Annotated in this window: 17 protein-coding genes; 4 read left to right on the top strand and 13 right to left on the bottom strand. The window is 38.3% G+C overall.

What is annotated here, in order from left to right; translation table 11 throughout:
* Positions 1 to 18: 18 nt before the first annotated feature.
* The 6 genes from KME09_24410 to KME09_24385 all read right to left on the bottom strand — a co-directional run bounded on the left by KME09_24410 (position 19) and on the right by KME09_24385 (position 11,240).
* The gene (locus tag KME09_24410; GenBank protein MBW4537081.1) at positions 19 to 4,629 is read right to left on the bottom strand and encodes a caspase family protein; all 4,611 of its coding nucleotides are present in this window, start codon (positions 4,627 to 4,629) and stop codon (positions 19 to 21) included.
* 120 nt (positions 4,630 to 4,749) lie between these two features.
* A complete protein-coding gene (locus KME09_24405) occupies positions 4,750 to 8,220 on the bottom strand; it encodes a caspase family protein (GenBank protein ID MBW4537080.1) in 3,471 nt (1,156 codons plus the stop codon).
* A 371-nt stretch (positions 8,221 to 8,591) separates the two neighbouring features.
* On the bottom strand, positions 8,592 to 9,392 hold the full coding sequence (gene surE, locus KME09_24400; GenBank protein MBW4537079.1) for a 5'/3'-nucleotidase SurE: 801 nt from the start codon (positions 9,390 to 9,392) through the stop codon (positions 8,592 to 8,594).
* A 147-nt stretch (positions 9,393 to 9,539) separates the two neighbouring features.
* Positions 9,540 to 10,136 (bottom strand): Crp/Fnr family transcriptional regulator, encoded by a 597-nt coding sequence (locus tag KME09_24395; GenBank protein ID MBW4537078.1) that lies wholly within the window; start codon positions 10,134 to 10,136, stop codon positions 9,540 to 9,542.
* Between the two features lie 160 nt (positions 10,137 to 10,296).
* Entirely contained in the window at positions 10,297 to 10,815 is a 519-nt protein-coding gene (locus tag KME09_24390) for a sterol desaturase (protein MBW4537077.1), read from the bottom strand.
* Between the two features lie 86 nt (positions 10,816 to 10,901).
* Complete coding sequence (locus tag KME09_24385; GenBank protein MBW4537076.1) at positions 10,902 to 11,240, bottom strand: P-II family nitrogen regulator; 339 nt, start codon at positions 11,238 to 11,240, stop codon at positions 10,902 to 10,904.
* Positions 11,241 to 11,441: 201 nt separating this feature from the next.
* Here KME09_24385 and KME09_24380 point away from each other — a divergent pair, with 201 nt between their 5' ends.
* Positions 11,442 to 11,693, top strand: a complete 252-nt coding sequence (locus tag KME09_24380; protein MBW4537075.1) for an AbrB/MazE/SpoVT family DNA-binding domain-containing protein — start codon at positions 11,442 to 11,444, stop codon at positions 11,691 to 11,693.
* Positions 11,690 to 12,034 (top strand): type II toxin-antitoxin system PemK/MazF family toxin, encoded by a 345-nt coding sequence (locus tag KME09_24375; protein MBW4537074.1) that lies wholly within the window; start codon positions 11,690 to 11,692, stop codon positions 12,032 to 12,034. Before KME09_24380 ends, KME09_24375 begins: the two co-directional genes overlap by 4 nt.
* Positions 12,035 to 12,261: 227 nt before the next feature.
* Here the strand turns inward: KME09_24375 and KME09_24370 are convergent, their stop codons facing one another.
* From KME09_24370 to KME09_24360, 3 genes are all read right to left on the bottom strand, one after another.
* A complete protein-coding gene (locus KME09_24370) occupies positions 12,262 to 12,627 on the bottom strand; it encodes a VOC family protein (GenBank protein MBW4537073.1) in 366 nt (121 codons plus the stop codon).
* Between the two features lie 105 nt (positions 12,628 to 12,732).
* Complete coding sequence (locus tag KME09_24365) at positions 12,733 to 14,874, bottom strand: argonaute PAZ domain-containing protein (protein ID MBW4537072.1); 2,142 nt, start codon at positions 14,872 to 14,874, stop codon at positions 12,733 to 12,735.
* A 177-nt stretch (positions 14,875 to 15,051) separates the two neighbouring features.
* Positions 15,052 to 15,993, bottom strand: a complete 942-nt coding sequence (locus tag KME09_24360) for an ATP-sensitive inward rectifier potassium channel 10 (GenBank protein ID MBW4537071.1) — start codon at positions 15,991 to 15,993, stop codon at positions 15,052 to 15,054.
* A 143-nt stretch (positions 15,994 to 16,136) separates the two neighbouring features.
* On the opposite strand from KME09_24360, the gene KME09_24355 reads away from it, so the two are divergent.
* Both KME09_24355 and KME09_24350 read left to right on the top strand, forming a co-directional pair.
* Positions 16,137 to 16,547 (top strand): VOC family protein, encoded by a 411-nt coding sequence (locus KME09_24355; GenBank protein ID MBW4537070.1) that lies wholly within the window; start codon positions 16,137 to 16,139, stop codon positions 16,545 to 16,547.
* A 186-nt stretch (positions 16,548 to 16,733) separates the two neighbouring features.
* The gene (locus KME09_24350; protein MBW4537069.1) at positions 16,734 to 17,354 is read left to right on the top strand and encodes a type IV pilin-like G/H family protein; all 621 of its coding nucleotides are present in this window, start codon (positions 16,734 to 16,736) and stop codon (positions 17,352 to 17,354) included.
* A gap of 256 nt (positions 17,355 to 17,610) precedes the next feature.
* Here KME09_24350 and KME09_24345 read toward each other — a convergent pair whose 3' ends face one another.
* From KME09_24345 to KME09_24330, 4 genes are all read right to left on the bottom strand, one after another.
* Positions 17,611 to 17,946: a XisI protein gene (locus KME09_24345; GenBank protein ID MBW4537068.1), complete on the bottom strand. Its 336-nt coding sequence runs from the start codon at positions 17,944 to 17,946 to the stop codon at positions 17,611 to 17,613.
* The gene (locus KME09_24340; protein MBW4537067.1) at positions 17,934 to 18,350 is read right to left on the bottom strand and encodes a XisH family protein; all 417 of its coding nucleotides are present in this window, start codon (positions 18,348 to 18,350) and stop codon (positions 17,934 to 17,936) included. The genes KME09_24345 and KME09_24340 overlap by 13 nt, the downstream gene beginning before the upstream one ends.
* A 145-nt stretch (positions 18,351 to 18,495) precedes the next feature.
* On the bottom strand, positions 18,496 to 19,047 hold the full coding sequence (locus KME09_24335) for a Uma2 family endonuclease (protein MBW4537066.1): 552 nt from the start codon (positions 19,045 to 19,047) through the stop codon (positions 18,496 to 18,498).
* A gap of 21 nt (positions 19,048 to 19,068) precedes the next feature.
* On the bottom strand, positions 19,069 to 19,518 hold the full coding sequence (locus KME09_24330; GenBank protein MBW4537065.1) for a rhodanese-like domain-containing protein: 450 nt from the start codon (positions 19,516 to 19,518) through the stop codon (positions 19,069 to 19,071).
* Between the last annotated feature and the right edge of the window lie 103 nt (positions 19,519 to 19,621).

Raw genomic sequence — 19,621 nt, 5'->3', positions numbered from 1 at the left:
GGCTACTGCTGCAAAAGCTCAACTGTCGCAGAGATGGGGATCGCTCTTACTCACATCGGGGTTATTCTGGAGATAATCACGCGCCCAATCACAGCCCCGCTTCATCAGTTCATCGAATGATTCGATCGGCAACAACTTAACTTTTCCATCTGATCCGACAGTAGCCAATAGCCGATTATCTGGGCTAAAAGCGATACTTAAGACTTGACCTTGATCCACTTTCCATGTTGCTAATGGCTGACCTTGTAAGTCCCACAAGCGGACAGTGCCATCATATCCTGCGGTAGCGAATTGCTGACCATCCAGGCTAAATTGGAGGTTCAGGATTGATCCTTGTGTTGTCTGCCATTCTGAAAGAGGCTCCAATTTCTGACCCTTCAATTTCCAAACGCGAACAAAGCCATCGTTTCCTGCGGTAGCAAGTAGCTTAGTGTCTGGGCTAAACCCGAAGCTACTAATTCCACCTCGATGCCCTATAGGTGTCTCTGCCACATGCTGACCTTGCCAGTCCCACAAGTGAACATAGTCGTAATCTTTTATAGTGGCTAATCGCTGACCATCTGGACTAAAACTGTCATTAGTAATGTAATCATCCGGACTCGACCTATCAGTAGCAAGCTTTCGAGGAAATTTTACCAGCGACTGACCCGTCATCGAATTCCATAAGCGGACAGAGCCATCTTCTTCTATAGTAGCCAATTGCTGACCATTCGGAATAAACCTGACACTGATGATCTTGCGGTCATTGCTTTTAAACTTTGCCAACTGTTTAACCTGTAAGTCCCACAAATGGGCTGTACCGTCTTCTCCTACGCTAGCAAATCGCTGACCATCTGGACTAAAACTGACGCTGATGATCTTGTGGTTGCTTTTCAATTTTGCCAACTGCTTACCCTGCAAGTTCCGTAAACCGACTGTGCCATCCCATCCAATAGTATTTAATCGCTGACCATCTGGGCTAAAACTAACGCTTTTGATCGGGTAATCCTCTTTCAATTCTGTCAACGGCTGACCCTGCAAGTCCCATAAACTGACCGTATCGCTACTTCCGGCAGTAGCTAGTAGTTGACCGTCCAGGCTAAAACTAACACTTCCAAGTGGACTTTGACTTCCTTTCCACTGTTCTAATAACTGACCCTGCAAGTTCCGCAAACCCACCGTGCCGTTCTCACCTACGGTAGCAAGTCGCTGACCATCTGGGCTAAAACTGACGTTCCCGATCCGGTGATCCCTTTTCAATTCATAAAACTTGTTCTCCTGCAAGTTGAGCAAGCGGGCTATATCGTTATCTCCTGTGATAGCTAATAGTTGACCATTTGGGCTAAAACTGACGTTCCTGAGATAGCCTTGAGAGATTTTCCACATTCTTCCTGTTAACTGCTTACTCTGTAAGTTCCATAAGCGAAGATTGCCATCCAATCCTACGGTAGCGAGTTGCCGACCATCCGGCGGTCTAAAACTGGTGTTCCATATCCAACCTCGATCAGCCTTCCATTCTTGCTTAGCGTTCCATTCTTGCAACTTGTTACCCTGCAAGTTCCACAAGCGAACAATACCAGTAGAACCTGTGGTAGCGAGTTGCTGACCATTCGGGCTAAAACTGACAGGAGCAAGCCAATCTCTGGCGTTCCATTCTTGCTTAGCGTTCCATTCTTGCAACTTGTTACCCTGCAAGTCCCACAAGCGAACGGTACCGTTAGTTTCTGCGGTAGCGAGTTGCTGACCATCTGAGCTAAAACTCAAGGCTGGACGTATGTTAGTACTCCATTCTTGTAACTGCTTACCTTGCAAGTTCCACAAGCGAACAGTACCATCATCTCCTGCGGTAGCCAGTAGTTGACTATCTTTTGGACTAAAACTGACCATAACGCCGCTGGCACGGTCTCCTCCTTTCAGACGGTTGCGTTCTTTTACTTGATAAACCGCTTTCTGTAGGGTTTCTTTCAATTGATTTTGTATCTGATTGTTGGGTTTGAATAACTGCAACAGTGGTTGCTTAAGGGATTTTCCTGCTCGTAAGCTCTCGATCAACGCATCGAATTCTTGATTTGAGCGTAAGTTTGCTTCTGAAGATTGTCTAGAAGCACTGATTTGATTTATTTGTGCGTTTCTCTGCCCCCACAAAGCTGCGATCGTCAATACACTCAATCCCAAGGTAACTATGCTAGCAATGCGCCAACGCCAACTAATATTGCGACGTTTTTGCAGAACACTTTTCTGAACAAACTCAGCTTCGACTTGGTTTAACCAGTTGTCATCGGAATTGAGTTCTTGAGACAATACATTAATATAAGGATTCGCATTCCACAGAAACTGTACGGGGTTCTCCCTTACTCGCTCTTGTCGAGCGCGATCTCGCCGCCACAGTCGAGCAATCTGAACAAAAATTTTGTTGAATATGTTTTCAATTGTACAAAGTCGGCAATCCAAGCAATCAATGACAGGTTCAGCTTTAGCTTGAAAACCTGAAGGCTGTTCCTTACTTTTGACACTATTCCACTCCTCAGCCGCCGAAGTTAGTCGCCGTTGTAGAAGTAAGCTTTCTTTCTCATCTTTTTCCTCAAGCCAATACTTAATTTGCGTCCATCCTGTTATTAGAACATCATGGACTGGTTCTACATATTCTTGAGCTTCTAGATCTTGTCCTTTAACGAGCAGACGTGCTTCAGTAAAGCGATCAATTAATTTGTCTACTTGTTCATTAATTGACTGTGGATAGACTAATTCAGATCTTAGTACTCTTCGGCGTGCTAGTTCCCCGCTATTAAGAGATACCATTCGTAGCATCACATTGCGAATAATTGATGAATCGATTTTTTCTTTTTTTACTAATTTTTTATAGGTTCGATCGGCAGTTTGAGTTAAAGAACGCGCCACGCCACCTAATTCTTGATAGTCCGCTTCAGTAATTGTGCGATCGTCTCTTTCGTGATTTTCTTCTGCTTTAAGATATTTTAAATAAAGCTTACTTAAGGTAAAAGAAAGTAGCGGTAAAGCACCAGGTGTATCGATCGCTTCATTAATCAAATCGTTGACTAACTTAGGAGATTCAAAAAATAATGTTCGTTGTGCAGCAGGTTCTTCGATCGCTTTTTGTAACTCTTCTCTATTCATCGGAGTTACGATAAACCGCCACTTTTGCCAAGCTTCTCGCCAATAAGTGTCTTCGATCGCATCTCTAAGTTGAGGTTCAAAATCAGAGCGTAAGGTCAGTACTATGTGTAAGCGTTGTGGATGTTCTCTTAATAACTTAGCTAATAAATTGAGAAAGTTTTCCCGTGCTTCCTGATTTCGAGAGAGAGTAACCAATTCTTCAGTCTGGTCAATTATTAACAATAATTTAAATTCAGAATTGCGATTTATTAAATGGCTAATTTTTCCCAAAAGAATCTTGGATTGTTCTTCGGTAGTCTGATGGATAATTGAAGAACCAGATCCCGGTCGTGTCAGTATCTTGTTTAGTTCTTTGAAGGGATATTCGCCAGGTCGCATGGGGTTGAGAATGTGCCACTGTTGATCGGATGCCGATTCTAGGATAGGAATCAAACCTGCTTTAACTAAGCTAGATTTACCCGAACCCGAAGCACCTAAAACGATAGTAAGTGGTTTTTCGATTACTTTTTTCGCTAGCTCTTGACTTAGGGTATGTCTGCCAAAAAATAGCTTTTGATCGCCTTTTTCAAACGACGCTAAACCTTTGTAGGGATTGCTATCCTTATCTAATTTGAGTTTTTCTAAACTTTTAGGATTAAATTGAGGCAGAAGAAAAACATATTCTCCTTTTAGGTAAACGTATTCCCCTGTGTCGCGATCGTATTTTCGAGGCTGAGACAGACCAGGGGTTTGTCCTGTTGCGACTTCTCCTAATTGATTTTGTAAATAGGTAAAAAGTTCGTGGACGGTAATTACTCGGTCTTCAATAATTGCATCGATGAATTTATCCTTACCTTTGTTGGAGTCGCCTTGTAGTACTTTTAGCAGTAAGTGAGCAAAAGGAGAATTGCCATTTTTATCTCCTCTTTGTCCAAAACGAGATAAATCCTGTGCTTCTTCATCATGAGCAGCAGAAGTAATTATTTGCTCGGTTTTGTGTTTGATGAAGCGCTCGTAACTTTGTCGATACAGTTTGCGGGAACGTACCGCATTTCTACCCTGTCCTACCCAGGAAATTCTACCAGCAAAGCAACAGTCTAGAATCATTAACAGATGATGAGAGTCTAAGGCACTCAAAGCTTCATATAGCTGATGCATCGATAACCAAGTGTTTTTGTCATTGCCTTCTGCATCTTGAGGCATAAAATAACCAGCAGGTTTACCAGCTTCGCTGTCTTGTGCTTCTTCAGCAAATCCATGACCGGCAAAATAGAATAAAACGCGATCGCGCTGGTTAACGTGTATCGGCTGACGATCAAACTGAATAGTCTTATTTTTAAGAGCCTCTACAAGTCGATCGAGTTCTGCTTTAGTTGCTCTTCGATTGAGTAAAAGTAAAACTTCGTAACCGTAACGATTTTTGAGAACATTAGCTAATTGAACAGCATCAAAGGCAGCATTCTTGAGTTGAGGAATGGGCTTATTATATTCATTGATGCCAATAATAATTGCTAAACTTCGGTTAATCTCAAACACATCGGTTTCTCCCGGTAAAATGAAATACTTAAATGTTTGCTATAGTTGCGATCGCTTGAGTGCTAAATTAAGAGTAACCACCACAGCGATCGCCGATCGCGATTGGTTTTAAACCTTTCCCTATTTAAGAGCGTTCGTTAATGCGTTCAAACCCGCTTCAGTAGTAAAGTAGGTTAGATGATCGCAAGCTACATTTGGTAGAACTTTTGCTTGAGGCGATCGATCGCTACTAACACTTTTGATACTGTCAAGACTCACCGCAATATCGTTAGGTTCACTCCCAAACACCAAACCATCAATCACATGATTAATAGTTGGCGTAAATAGTTTTGCCATTAAGCGCCGTAAGCGGTTTGATTGTTGTTGCAGTCGAGTAGAGCGATCGCCAGCGATAATAGTGTAAGGAACTTGAGGATCTTGGTTAAGTGCGATCGCTTTTAAAAATTCCGAATTGGGTTGCATTTGATCGAGAGCATTATCGATTTTTTCGACGAATTGTAAGGATTTAGCCGCTAAATCGGCGACAATTTTCGCAGGTAATACCATCCCAGATATTTGATTTAAACCCATTCCTAGTAAGGCAAAAGCCATGTCCTGAACTGTTGACCAAGGAGAACCAGCATTAGGAGTTCCCAACATCACCAAATGTTGAACTATTTTATTTCCGCCTTCTCGTTCGATAAACCAGCGCGAAACTAATCCTCCCATTGAGTGAGCGACAATATGTAACTGCTTACCATGATTTGCTGCCAAACCAACAGATTCCAACCGTTGTTTGAGTAATCGTGCATTTTCTTGAATGGTTGTGTCCAAATTTTCGTAATCGAAAGTTAACACGAGGTCATAAGCTTCCCGCAACGGATGTAATTGACCGTTTACTTCTACTTTTGCTTGTCGAACGCTGCTAACCATACTTTCGGTGTCGCCAATAATACCGTGAATATAGAGGACAATTTTTTGAGCGGAAGCAACTTTTTGTTTGACTGCTGTTGAATCTTTTTCGTAAATAACTTGAAACTTATTGTCTATTTGCTCTACTTCGGCTGTTGCAAGGATGGGATACTCGTAAGTATGACCTAGCTTTTGATGACGAAGTTTTTTGAAGAAAATTTTGATCGAACCGCCCAAGCTACGACCACTTGTAGTTGGTTGAGGTAGGCGTTCTAGAGTAATTTCTATTCGATCGTCTTGTTTGACTCCATGACCGAGAGGTAGGGAAAACTCACCGTCATAACTTACAGGTAAAAGATATTCATCTGTTGCTAAGGGTCGATCGACCAGTAAAGTTAAAGGTGTATCTTTAGTGACTGAGTGAAAATTGTTAACTTCAAATAGTTCTATAGCACTCAAGCCTGGATCGCTACCGCGACTGGAAGTAAATTGAAAAGGTTCGATCACTCCTGCTTCATCCCATAGTGCAGGTGGTGTAATTAGATTGCCAATATCTCGCGTTGTTTGGGAAACAGTGGTTAAAGTTACTTTTGCTTGTAAACTAGGGTGGGGTTGCACTTCAACCAAACCATTTAACAGTCGAGCAGAGCGATCGCCTTGCAACTGTTCGGCATCTCTTGGCTTAACAATAGTCACTGCTATTTCTTTAGTAATCCAATCGTCGTATCTTCTGCCAGAACGACCTGCATTACGGCTATAGATGCGATCCATCAAGCGATCGAGACTACTTTCTGGTTCTGCGCCTCGCGTTCCTCTGTTTGGAGGTTCTAGCCCATCTTGTTCGAGTAAACTGGCATTAAAATCAGTTTTACTGACAATTAGTTTGAAAACATCCTTATATTCAGTAATCCCTTGTGCTAAAAACTCATCTGGAATTGAAAGGACAATATCATCAAATCCATTGGCAATTCCTGCTTCCTCTACTGTTTGAACTGGAAGTACCACACTACTTCTTTCGTCAAAGAAAGGAACTGAAACAGAATAATCTTCTGCTAAATCGATGACATTGGCATATAAATTCTGGTTGCTGTGATTGAGTAATTTAATTTGGATAACTGGCTTTTTCCATTCTCCATCTTCATACTTGTACTCTAGGCGCAATTCGGAAGCTGTCGTTAACGATCGATCCGATTCTGGTTCGCTTTTAATTTCTCCATCTTCTCCCTCATAACCGATGAGATTAATTTCCATCTCCACATCAGAAGATTTAATTTGACTGCGTTGAGGACTTTTTAAGTTGAGAATATTACGCCAACGAGCGATCGCTTCTAACGCTTGTATGGCTTCAGTGGCATTATCAATGGGAGCGACAAGAGGACGTTCGGCTTGTGTAATCCAATATTGTCTATCTCGAACTAACAAATGAAGATCGGCATCTGCAAGTTCGGTTACTGGTTTTACATACAAAGAATTTTGAGTTAAATTGGCTATTTCTAAAACTTTTTGTGCCAATGCCATGTCATTTTTGTTGCCCTCAATATAAACTTTTAAAGGTTTCAGAGGCAAACTGGTAATAACTGCCCAATAACTTCGATCTTCTTGCAGATTTTCTAAACCCTGAGTAATTTCTACTTTGCTTTTTTGAGTCAAAACTTTAGTAACCTTAGCTTCCCCAATAGCTCGATTTACTTGTTGTAAATCATCGGGATTGCTTCCCACTGGGAAGATGGCAAGTAAAGTAGTTTCATCGGAAGAAGTAGATTGAGGAATGCCCTGTATTACTCCACCATCAATTTCCCAACCTCGATCGTCAGAGTGTGTATTGTAGTTTAAAGTGAAGTAAAAAGGACGTTCTGGTATTGCATTTCCTAAAAACAATTCTTTTAAATCTTCTGGGTTAGTTGCTTCAACTTGAGGTACTTGATCTCGAACATTTCCTTTAATCAAAGCTTCGATATTTCTGGCTAAATCTAGATAAGATAAACCGCCATTAGTTTGCGCTAAACTTTTAAGCAGAAAATAAGAAAAAGCTCCTCTGGTTTCACCATCGTCTCCGTGATATTCCATCGCATATTGAAAGTCACGACAAGCTGCTAAAAGAATATGTTTTCCCTTGGGCAATTCAAATTCAGAAGCGAATAAAAGATTATTAAAAGTTACATCTCTAGCAAAGACAAAGCTAGACAGATCGCGATCTCTCGTGTCTTCAGGAGCAAGACGTACTCCTTGGGGTATATTGCGAGTTCCCGAACCAGAATGACAGCAATCGAGAATTACAATGACACGGGGATTTTTCTCTGCTATTTGAGTCAGTAAATATCTTAATTCTTTGTCGGCTAAGTCATGATTTCCTGGGGTACGGCTATCGTAACAAACTAAGGTTTCATCTAAGCGGTCTGGTTCTAGATTCCAGAATTCTTGAGGAGCTTTTTCTTGACCTCCATGTCCTGAATAATAGAATAGGGCGATATCTTCACTCTCTGCTTGAGTTAGGTATTGTTGAAAACCATCAATAATTGCCTGACGAGTAGCTTGTCGATCTAAAAGTATTTTGGGTGGTTTTAGCGTCCATTCTCCGCCAATTTGAGTTTGCAGATAGGTGTCTATGGCTTTAATGTCGTTTTTACAACCTTGTAAGGAAGGTATAGGAGGAGTATAGTTATCGATCCCTACTAGCAGTGCATATAGATTGTGAGTCATATTTTTCGCTCCTTGTCTCTATGTCAAAAGAAAATTAAACCAGCAAATTGTCGAGTTCGCTAATAGTACCAGCAATACTAACGACGACGACTCCCGCCACAGTTTCTAGAATGCTAACAACAAAGTCAATCCCTGCTGCTAATTTTCCGAAGATGACGTTACTCTGTTTTAGTCGATTGATCGCGTCTCCTAACTTTTGAGTAGCTCCCTCTATTTCCTAAGGATACTTCACTAATTTTTCTTGAAGCTAAAAAACTGACTATCTCTATTCGTTAATAGGGTAACCATGCCTTTGTAAGTCCATTTAAAAGGCTTTGCCATTTTATCGTTTTAATATCCTACTTTTATTCATCAACCTGGGAAATGCCTGATTAATATTGATTAAAAAACTCTTGCTGATAAAGATGCTTCAGCACAGTTGCATCCGTTAGATTATATTGCAAGGGAGTAATCGTAATATAGCGATCGCGAATTGCCTGCACATCAGTTAATATATGCGGTGGGAGATTAAGATCTTCTGGCTGTTCGATATCTTCAACTATTTCTCCTTCCAACCAATAATAACTTTTGCCACGGGGATCTAAGCGCCGCTCAAACTTTTCGATATAGCGACGCAAACCTTGACGGGTAACTAATACCCCAGCTATTTCAGCAGTTGCAAGTGGCGGAATATTAACGCTGAGTAAGGGGGGTTTAGGATAATTATTAGCCAACTGAGGTAATAACTTTAAGGCAAAATCAGCAGCAGGCTGAAACTCGAAAGCGGAAAAGCTGGCTAAACTAAATGCCACACTAGGAATACCTTCTAGAACTCCTTCCATCGCTGCGGATACCGTACCTGAATATAAAACGTCCGTACCTAGATTTGGGCCATGATTAATTCCCGAATAAACAAAATCGGGACGGGTTGGCAAAACTGCGCTGAGAGCAAACTTTACACAGTCGGCAGGAGTCCCCGAACATGACCAGGCAACTACAGATTCTTCAAACACTGAATCAACTTCTTGGGCTCTAATTGGCTGATGCAGCGTTAAACCATGTCCTGTCGCCGAACGCTCACGATCTGGACATACCACCGTTACCTGATGACCAGCTTGAGCAAGAGTATTGGCTAAAGTACGGACTCCTAAAGCAAAAATACCGTCATCGTTACTAATCAAGATATTGCTCATCAATTACCCGCTCGATTAAAATTAGCTATTGCTACAAACCATAGCAAAAAAAAGCCTGAAGACTTTAATAAATCTGAGGCTGGTGATTGAAGGTCGTAAAATCAGAGTGATCAGTTTTGAGTTGTGATAGGACTACCTACTTCTTAATCAACCTTGAATGATCATATGGCGATCGCCATCAAAATAAACCAAATTCTGCTCTTGAAAATCCCCTAGTATTCTGGTAACCGTTACTCTAGTAGTGTGAATAGCTTCTGCCAGATGCTGATGAGTAAACCTGACTGGCAAACGAATACCGTTTTCAACCGATTGTCCTATCTCTTGTTTGAGCAGTAACAGTAAATCTCTTAAGCGATCTTCAACTTTAGTGGTGGCGATAATTGTTAATAGTTGTTGAGATTGGAGTAGGCGATCGCTAAACTGTGCGAGTAACTGCCTTGCTAGCATTGGATATCTGACAACATCATGGGCAAAGTAGCGTTTGGCATAAACATCCCCCAGAGCAACAGCCCGATAAACTGAGGCGTGATCGGCTATATTTCCAAAAACTCCATTTGCCGTAACCCAGCCAGAGATTACTTCCCGCCCGTCTTGCTGAATCCTGCTCAACTGCACTACGCCACGGTAGACTTGCCATATTTCTGAATTTAACACAGAAATTTCATCTCCTCTACGATATTGCTGTAAGAGCAATTCTGTTTCTCTTGCTTTCAAGTTGGAGCTGGTTGTCTGACTCAATAACATAATTCAATCAGTAATTCTTTCTTTGTTAACCATGTTAGCGTTTAGTTTAGATAGTTCAAGTAAATATCTAATAAAGAGAGGGTTAAGCTTAGAGTCTACTTGTCTAGTAGTTATTTGCGTGAATATTAAGTTTCTTTTTGGGGTTTTAGTCTTGGCGCTGTCAATCTGATTGACTGTTGGGGAGCTGGCGATATTTCTGCTTTAAATTTAACAAAAACTGCATCCAGGCGATCGCAGGAGCATGATAGAAAGTAAAAATATCACCATAGGCTAATTGAGCATTTTGATGATGTTGCAGATGTCTTTCTGGTGTGGTGATAAATAGTATTCGGCAACAAAAGGCGATCGCTTTGGGAGTCTGCCAGTTAATAATAGAAACATGTCGCCAAATTACGTGTAACTCTCCCATAATTAAAGCCAAAATAGTTCCTGCTGGTGAAATATTCCACGTTAGAGGAGTAAAAATAAAGTAAGGTAAAGCTCCTAACAAGCCATCTAAAATTACTAAAGGGTTACGACTTAAAACTGCATAATGAATAAAGTTACGGTTCTTACCATGATGAACTAAGGTATGAAATTTACCAAAAACGTGTTCTGGAACATGATAAACAAAAGTAGATAAAAAATCACCAACGAGTAATAATAACCAAGCAATGACAATAGTTTTGGCAAAAAACATAGCTAACTCCAGGGATACAGGTGCTAGCTTATGAGTTATTAATTAAGACTATTTTATTAAATATTTAAATTATGATTGTTCCTAGATTAAATTGCGCTCACCCCTGTTTCTTTGGTTCTAATTCTAATTGTTTCATTAACATCTGAGACAAAAATCTTACCATCACCAATTTCTCCAGTGCGAGCAGCTAGAGATATTTGCTGCACTACTAGATCTACTATTTCATCTTCAATAATGACTACTAATTTGATCTTGGTCGTCAAATCAACTTTATGTTCCGTACCTCGATAACGAGTTGTCATCCCTTTCTTATGTCCAAAAGCTTTAACTTCGGAGATTGACATGCCGATCACTCCTGCTGAAATTAGGCTATTTTTAACATCATCAAGTTTATAAGAATGAATAATCGCTTCAACTTTTTTCAATTTACACCTCTTATTTAATTATTTTGAAGCTTGACTAGACTTATGCGCACAATTACTTTCTTCAATAGATAGACAAAAAGCGATCGCTGAACAATGCACTTACTTGATTGACAGGAGATCAGCTTTAAACTCAGAGGTTATCCTCTTCACCTAATTATACATTGTATAATTAAAGCAATTGTTTAAAAATGTGCGATGAAAATTGTAGTCGATCTCAGAAAATGGGGTAACAGCATTGGCTTGAGGATACCTGCTCAAGTTGCAGAAATTCTTAATATGAAAGAAAATTCCTCAGTCAGTTTGAATATAGATGGCGATCGTTTAATTGTTGAAAAAGTGGTTTCTTTACCTAGTTTAGATGAAATATTAGATAGTATTCCCCAAAATTTTAGTTACCCAGAAGACATTACTGAGTTTGTCGATACCGAGTCAGTCGGAGAAGAACAACTTTGAAAAATATTCAAAGGGGAGAGATTCTCAAGATTAACCTAAACCCAACACAAGGAAGAGAGCAACAGGGAGAAGCTAGACCTTGTTTGGTTCTAAGTAATAATAAATTCAATCAACGTCGAAATGGAATAGTTATTGTTTCGCCGATAACTAATACAATCAAACCTGAGATTAAAACTTTGATTCAACTTCCACCTGGATTAAAAGTAACTGGTTCGATAGTAGCAGAACAAGTCCGAACTCTAGATCTTAACAAGCGATGGTGGAAAACTATGGAGATTACATTGGAAAAGAATTTTGTCGATTTCGTTACTCACGTCGTGAGTCAAATAATATCTGGTTGAAAGTAGAGCTGTTAACAATACTTCTAATTATCTATTTTAATACTTTCATTAACATTAATTTCTAATAAATTCATGGTTAAAAGTCTTAAACATATCATCAATTAAAAAAGCGATCGCTTTATTAGGTAAAATTAAACAGCATAAATTTGCTCCACTGCTAGATAAATAATCCGCCCCAGTTAGAGTTAAGATGACTGGGGTTTGAGAGAATTTGCCTGGATTGAATATCAGTGGGATGAAGTTGAAACCGCATTAGGTTGTAGCAAGCTAATAATACTTCCATCTGGAGTACGCATTGCTGCTACCTTACCAAAAGAAGGCTCTCTAACATTTCCTTCTAAAGTTGCACCTCCCTCTTCAAGAGTAGCAATGGTCGCATAAACATCATCCACATGGAAACTCAAAATAGGAGAGCTTCCTGATTGGCCATTCTCTGAGGCAGCGTGGAGGGCAATCGTCGTACCATCTGCGTCTAACTCTGCCCATCCTGGGCTTGACGTAATTACTTTAAGTCCCAGTCCTTCACTATAGAATTTTACTGTAGCTGGAATATTTTTAACCATAAGCATAATATGCTTAAATTTAACTGCCATTGACAATCTCCAAAGTTATATGTGCTTAGTCTTCTTGTTCAGTATACAAATTTAAGTTTGATTCAAGCAGCGAGTTTCCTTTTGGTCGCTTATAAATAAATTAGTTTAAACAAAGAAATTTTTTTGCCGATCTATTCCATGTAAAATACCTAATTCACCAATACGTTGAATACTTTTTGCCATTTTGTCAGCAAAATGAATGACATAGGGTAAGCGACTATAAGCATAAGCACTAGCTGGATTGAGCATACTCAGGCGATCGATTTGTTTGGCTAATGTTTCTAAAGGTGCATCGCCGAAATCTCTTACTACTTTTAAAGGGCGTGTGCTGCCTCCTGCTTTTGCTTCAGAGGTTACAATACAAAACGTTTTATCATCAGTTGAAAGTGTTGCTGTTCCTGGCAAAGCATCGATTAAAAATTCAGATTTATCTGGTAATATTGCCATTCTTCCCGCACCACTTTTTCTAACACCTAAAAGATCGACAGCGATCTGATTAGCTAATAAAGCTGCTACTACATCGTCAAATTCCTCGCATTGTACTATGCCATCTCGAAGTAGTAATATACGGCGAGGAAGTCTATTTTCTATGCTTTGAAATCTGGTAATAATGTTCGTAACAGTGCGTATAATTGCTGCTGAACTTATTTTTTCTCCAGGTTGTGCTTCTGGAAGTTCCCAACCTAAACTTTGTCCGTTAGCCAAAATAGCAAAAGCACTCGTACCATAATAAAGATTTCCATTTGTCCCCGCATCAAAACCAATCACTATTTCTGCTGCATAGTCATCTTGTAAAGGTTCTAAGCCAACTGGTTGCCATTTTGCTTTAAGTAATAAACCCAAGATAATATTAGCCAGTCGATATTTTTCTTCCTTAAACATCGGCTGCATAAACTGAAGCGCAATATTAGCTTCTAAGGCTTCTTTTTCTAGTTGTATTTTTTCATAATTTTGTAACCAAGGACTAACGACTAAAATAGTTTGAGTTCCTCGATCTGCCCAATCTTGCCAAAACTGTTTGCGGGTAAACGCTCCATCAGGTAAATCATGCTTATTCTTGGCTGATTCTAATACGATATCTACATCACTTTTTCTCGCCACATATTCTAGTTTATCTTTAATAAATTCTGACCATTTACCATTTTCTGTTAAATCTAAACAGCCAAATTGTTGTTCTCCTGTACGAAAACAACCTTCATCTAAACTATTTATTGTTCGATAAACTTTTTTAGATTTAGTTAGTAGTAAAGGCTCTCTTTTTCTGAGAACAATTCCCTTAGTTGTTTGAGGCTTAGTTGGCCGATCCGAATTATAAATATTTTTACTCAACCATTGAGCAGTTTCTTTTGATTTATCGAAACGTTGTTGAATTGTTTTTTTTACTTGTTTAAATACTTTAGCTGCTTCTGACGAACCTCGCTCTTGTAAATCGCTCAAAATCTCCATTGTTATACTGGGTCTAAGTCTAGTAGATAAATGGGTCAGTTCTTTGCCTTTACTACCAACATATACCACACGAGCAGCTTGAATTTCCTTTTCTGTTGCTTTATTTTTGTCTAAATTTCGATGATAATTTGCCAAACTTCCTAAATTAGGAATCATCGTAGTTTCTGGATCTTCATCACTAATACGAATAAATTTCCAGGAGCGATCGTCATAAGTATTGCGAACCCAACTAATTGGTATCTCTCTATAGTTTTGTAACCATTCCTCTAATGTCCAAGAACTATAAAAACGATGGTGAAGATCGATTTCTAAAAAAATAACTCCCGAATAATGAAGCTCAATATTTAAACTAACCCCTGTGTGAACTTCCCAACCTAGATCTTGCAAAATAATGTTTTCTGCATCCCACCAAATTAATCCTCCTTGGGAAGCACGATCGACTCTATTTCTAGCAAATTTAGATCTTAATTCTCGTTCCAACCATTTTCTTTCTAATTGTTCTAAAGCTTCTCTTTCATAAGAAATATCTAAATTTAATAGTTGCGTACCTTGATATTTTAACGTCCAATTGTCTTGTTTTAAATATTCTGCTGATATCAGTTGCTTGGTAATAATTGTCGACTTAAATCTTACTCCTGGCGTTCTTATCTTCCAAGGTATTTGATTAATTGCCGAATATTCTTTTCCTGGTTCTGGGGATGGATTGAATATATAACTATAAACCTGTACTGTTTTTTCGCTATTACTTAGTTTTTTGACAGGAAATTTATTAAGAAAAACTTGAGGAGTATATTTTGTCATCTATTTGTTTTGCTTCCGTTTTGCGATTCTACCTATTCAGGTAAAGCTTTGTCAAAAGTACCCAACCAGTCAATTAAATCATTCAATTGTTTCTGAGGCTTAACAATACCCAAACCGTAAACAATTACCTTCTTTGGTGTATGAATAAAATGCGATCGCGTAAAGTTGTTAATTTATCTAATCGACATCAAGCGATTCTACCTCATGGAAATATTTGAAATCTATGTACTGAATCCCTTGAGAGGTTTGATGAAAAATATCAATAAAGCGATGATTCCAGAGAATATCATTAGCACCATAAGTATGGGGTACATGAAGAGAATGATAGACAGTTTCGTCAATGCCATTTAAGGAGATAGCTAACATCGATCTAGTATTAGCTAAAGATTCAGGACTAGCTTGCCATAAAGGACTAGTTTCATCAATCGGATGCATAATAGTCCAGCTTAGAGTAAATCTGGGAGTGCGATCGCGTACTAATTTTAGTAAATAAAATCGGCGCATAAATTCCCCTTCGCTACTGATTTCATCTCGCATCAGATAAACTCGTACTTGCGCTTCTAAAATTTGATTGTGCCGTCGGTTGGCAGCTCTCAGCATCAAAGTCGGTACACCATTGTAGTCAGTAATCACCGCTGCTTTACTAAACATCACTCGTGCTGTCGGCTGTGAAAACTTAGCAAATGCCAAACCTGCCATTAAGGCAATGCCAACAGTACCGATCAAAGCTTCTATAGTTACTAAAATATTGGCGTAGGTAGTAGTCGGGTTCATTACCCCATAACCAATCGAAGCTATAGTCTGGACACTAAAGAAAAAGGCAGCACTAAAAGAGCCAGGTTCAGAACTAGCAATACAATCTCCTCCCAGTAAATAACCGACAGCAAAAATCGCGTTAATAATTACATAAGCGATCGCAGTTAAGATAAAAAATCCCCACCAAGGGATCATTAACATTAGGTAATATGGTTCTCGCCAATGACTCTGCCACCTATAAGCATCAAGAATTTCAAAGCGTCCATTATTAAAATTAATTTTGAGCTTAGTCTTACTATTTTTAACTTGACAAGGATCGTTGATGAAATGTTTACTACGTCTAGGATTGAAGGGAGGTAACATAAGTCTTTTACAAAAATTAAATTCATCAATTCAGCGTGCAATTCACAGTTGAAAATAGATTAAATATCTAAAAACTTATAGCATAAAGTAAGTAATTATAATTACATCCAAAATTACAGCAACATTTATTTAAGGGTTAGCCGATGAAATTTAATTTTGCCAATACACGACTATATGTAGATGATTATGAGACTTGTCTGCAATTTTATCGAGATGTTTTAGGACTTGAAGTGGGTTTTATTTCAGGAGTCGATCGCTATGCTGAATTAACCAAGGGTGCAACTAAATTAACTATTATGTGTCGTGGCAAAGTCAAAGAATATTTTGGCACTCACACTCCTGTCAACTTCGGTGTTCAAAATGATGCGATCGCTCTGAGTTTTGGTGTTAAAGATATAGATGAAGCTTGTAAGTATTTGACAAGCAAAGGTGTCGTCATTGTCTCCTCTCCTTGGAATTTCGCCGACTGGGGAGTTAAATTAGCATTAGTGCGCGATCCTGAAGGTAATTTGGTTGAGTTGATTCAAGAGTCTCAAATGGTAGGTGCGGAATAGCCATCAGCTGTCAAGCATTTAATTATTCACAATAACAGAAGTTTAGTTTTTCAAAGCTACAGTGTATTTGGTAATGCGATCGCTTTAAATTAATTAACCACGACCTCTTATTAGTGATTTCAGTATATCTTTATATTTTTGCGAAGGATTAGGGAATTTTAAGGATGTAAAGTCATATTTGTGCTTATGAGTCCCGAAAATTGCCCGCAATGCGGAAAGAAACTAGCACCACCATTCAAATCTAGTGGTCGTCAAGTATGCTCTGGTTGTGGTTGGACAAATAAACCGAAAATAGTAAAACCAGAAGCAGTATCAAAATTTATTCCGATATCTGAAAGCGAGGAGTCAAAAAAACAGCCTGTAGGTGTTTTTCTTGCTACTGGTTTCGTTGGAATGGTCTTATTCGCTATAATTGCGCCTAATATTATGGCTGGAGGTATCTTTCCCAGAGAAAGAGAATCGGAGGGAAAAAATTACATCGGTGTATTAGCTCGCGCTCAACAAGTGTATCGATTTGAAAACGATAAATTTACATATAGTATTTACGAGCTAGATATTAGTCTAGACCCTACATATTACGAGATAAGTATAATTGAAGCAAATGAAAGTAAAGCAATAATTTTAGCTAAATCATTGGAGAAAAAGCATAAAATTAAAAGTTTTGCAGAAGGCATTAGCTACGATAATGACTCTGAACAGTTTGAAAAAATTTCTTGTGAAACTAAAAAATATTCTACAGACATAAATCCGCCGGCTTTAAATGATAGTGGTTGGAGTTGTGGGTCTGGCTCTATAGAAAGAGAGTAAGAACGATCTTTATTGTTGGTAATAATTTGATAGCTTGTTTATCCAAATAGAAAAACAGTTTTTTCTTGTTCTAATTTTTCCGCTAGTTTCATAACTATCTCTTTTTTTTGCGCCTTTGCCTCAAACCACGCACAATAACCTTTTTAGGCGCATAAACAAAACGCGACTTTAGAACTATACAAAGCTTTAGACCAATGAATAAAAACCTGTACTTTGGATTTGTTTAATTTATGACTTATGTAACTTTCAACAATATCTAGCTAACGGCAAAATCAGTATAAGCTCTAATATCAGCAGGATAAAAACCTAGGACAATTTGATCTTTAGGAATTCCTGCCTCTAACAAATCATTAGCAATTCCGTATTCCGTACCGTCACGATGCACCCAGATTTTGTCACCAATAATTTCCAAGTGAATAATACAGCCATGCACTCTTTTTTTGTTTTGCCATCCAGTAGTCATGACTAAGTAATTATTATCGTCATTACTGATAATTAACTTTGATTCAATATCTCCTCGCGAGTAAGGAATCGATACATAGTCAGTTAAAATACTTTTGATTTTTTCTCGATATTCCTTTATAGTATCCATTGAATTATTTCCTCGCGATCGCTATCAAAAACAATCAATTTTAAGCGTTTTTTAGTTAGAAGTATTTGACCAATAGGTTCAATAAATATATCTTCGTAGGTTGTTTCTCTAATTGCCAGATAAAGAATGCGCTCTGGTTCGGTTTCTTCTATGATATCTAAATACAAAGTATATTGACCTAACGCTTGCTGTAAATCGGCTACCTGAGAATTACCCACAAAGCTTTTTATCTCTACTGCTATTTTGTGATTTTCTTTTTCGGCTGCAATTAATTTTTCTGCACCTAGATCCACATAGAGATCTTTATTCCCCCACTGTAATTTTAAAGGATCGTTAGTAATATTCCAGCCATCTTTGATCAGAGCATTTTTAACATTGTCGTGAAAAATATCTTTTGCTGGCATACTATTTAAACTAACTCCAATTCAGGTAAAGCCTTGTGAATAGTCCCCAACCAATCAATCAAATCATTTATTTTTTGTGGCTTCATAATCCCCAACCCTCGCACAATAACTTTCTTTAGCGCATAAACAAAACGCGGTGTGATCTTCAAATTTTATTGAGCAACAATTTATCTATTTCAATACTTACATGAGGAAAAGATCCAGAATTGATTTTGCCTGTAGTTATTTCTTGTTTATTTAAATAACTATTTTGTTGAGGATTCGTGAACAACCACAACTTATTATAAAGTAAATCAATTACCCAATATTCAGGAATCCCATTACGGGCATAAATAATAGATTTTTCTTCTAAGTCCTTACTTAAAGTACTATTTGACACCTCAACTAACCAATAAATATCCTGGGGATAAGGATGGCGATCGCTATAATTATGCTCATTAAATCGAACTATAGCAATATCTGGTTCAGGTTCAGAATTATCTAGAGTAATAGGATGTGCTTCTCTAACTTTTGCTTTTTTGTGCAAGACATCCCTTAAATAATCAGCTACAGTATCAATCCGTGAACTATGGATAGGCTTTTCAGGACTTACAGTAATAATTTCACCTTCTAACAGTTCAACAGACTTTCCGTCTAGTACTCCAGATGCAATTATTTGATGATAATCTTCAACTGACCATTTATAAAGTGTTTTCATAATTATCTTCTATTGAAATTTTTAAAAATGTGAATTAATAAGTAAATATTGCCAAAATTTATTATAGGGATGAACTTTGGTAACTGGTTTTCTAGCATGATAAACTGGACGATTTTCATTTACCCATTGAAAAATAGAACCACTTAAATTAAAAACATTTTGATATCCTTGAGATTGTAGACAACGAGCGATCGCTGCTGAACGATATCCAACCGAACAATAAGTAACTATGGGGGTGGAAAAATTGATTGCTTTGACTAAATCCTCAAGATTACTGGGAGCAAGTTGTGCATTTTTAAGATGACTAACTTCATATTCCTCAATCGTTCTAGTATCTAATATTATGGGTTTAGATACGCTGTCATCCGATAACCAAGTAGCCAAATCTGCTGTTGATAACTGCTTGATTTCTGGAAATTGCAGTTGAATCAAAAATTTTATTAGTCGCCAGGTTAAGTATCTAGTCAAAATTAATTTACTATTTGGGTTAAGTATAAAATAGGAAATAGGAAATAGGAAGTAAAGGCAATCAAAAATGAGTTATAGATGTAAATATACAAATAATTTTGCGTAA

This window comes from Pleurocapsa minor HA4230-MV1, from assembly GCA_019359095.1.
Taxonomy (GTDB): Bacteria; Cyanobacteriota; Cyanobacteriia; order Cyanobacteriales; family Xenococcaceae; genus Waterburya; species Waterburya minor.
Note: the sequence above shows the minus strand (reverse complement) of the source record. Positions and strands in the feature narration are given on the sequence as shown.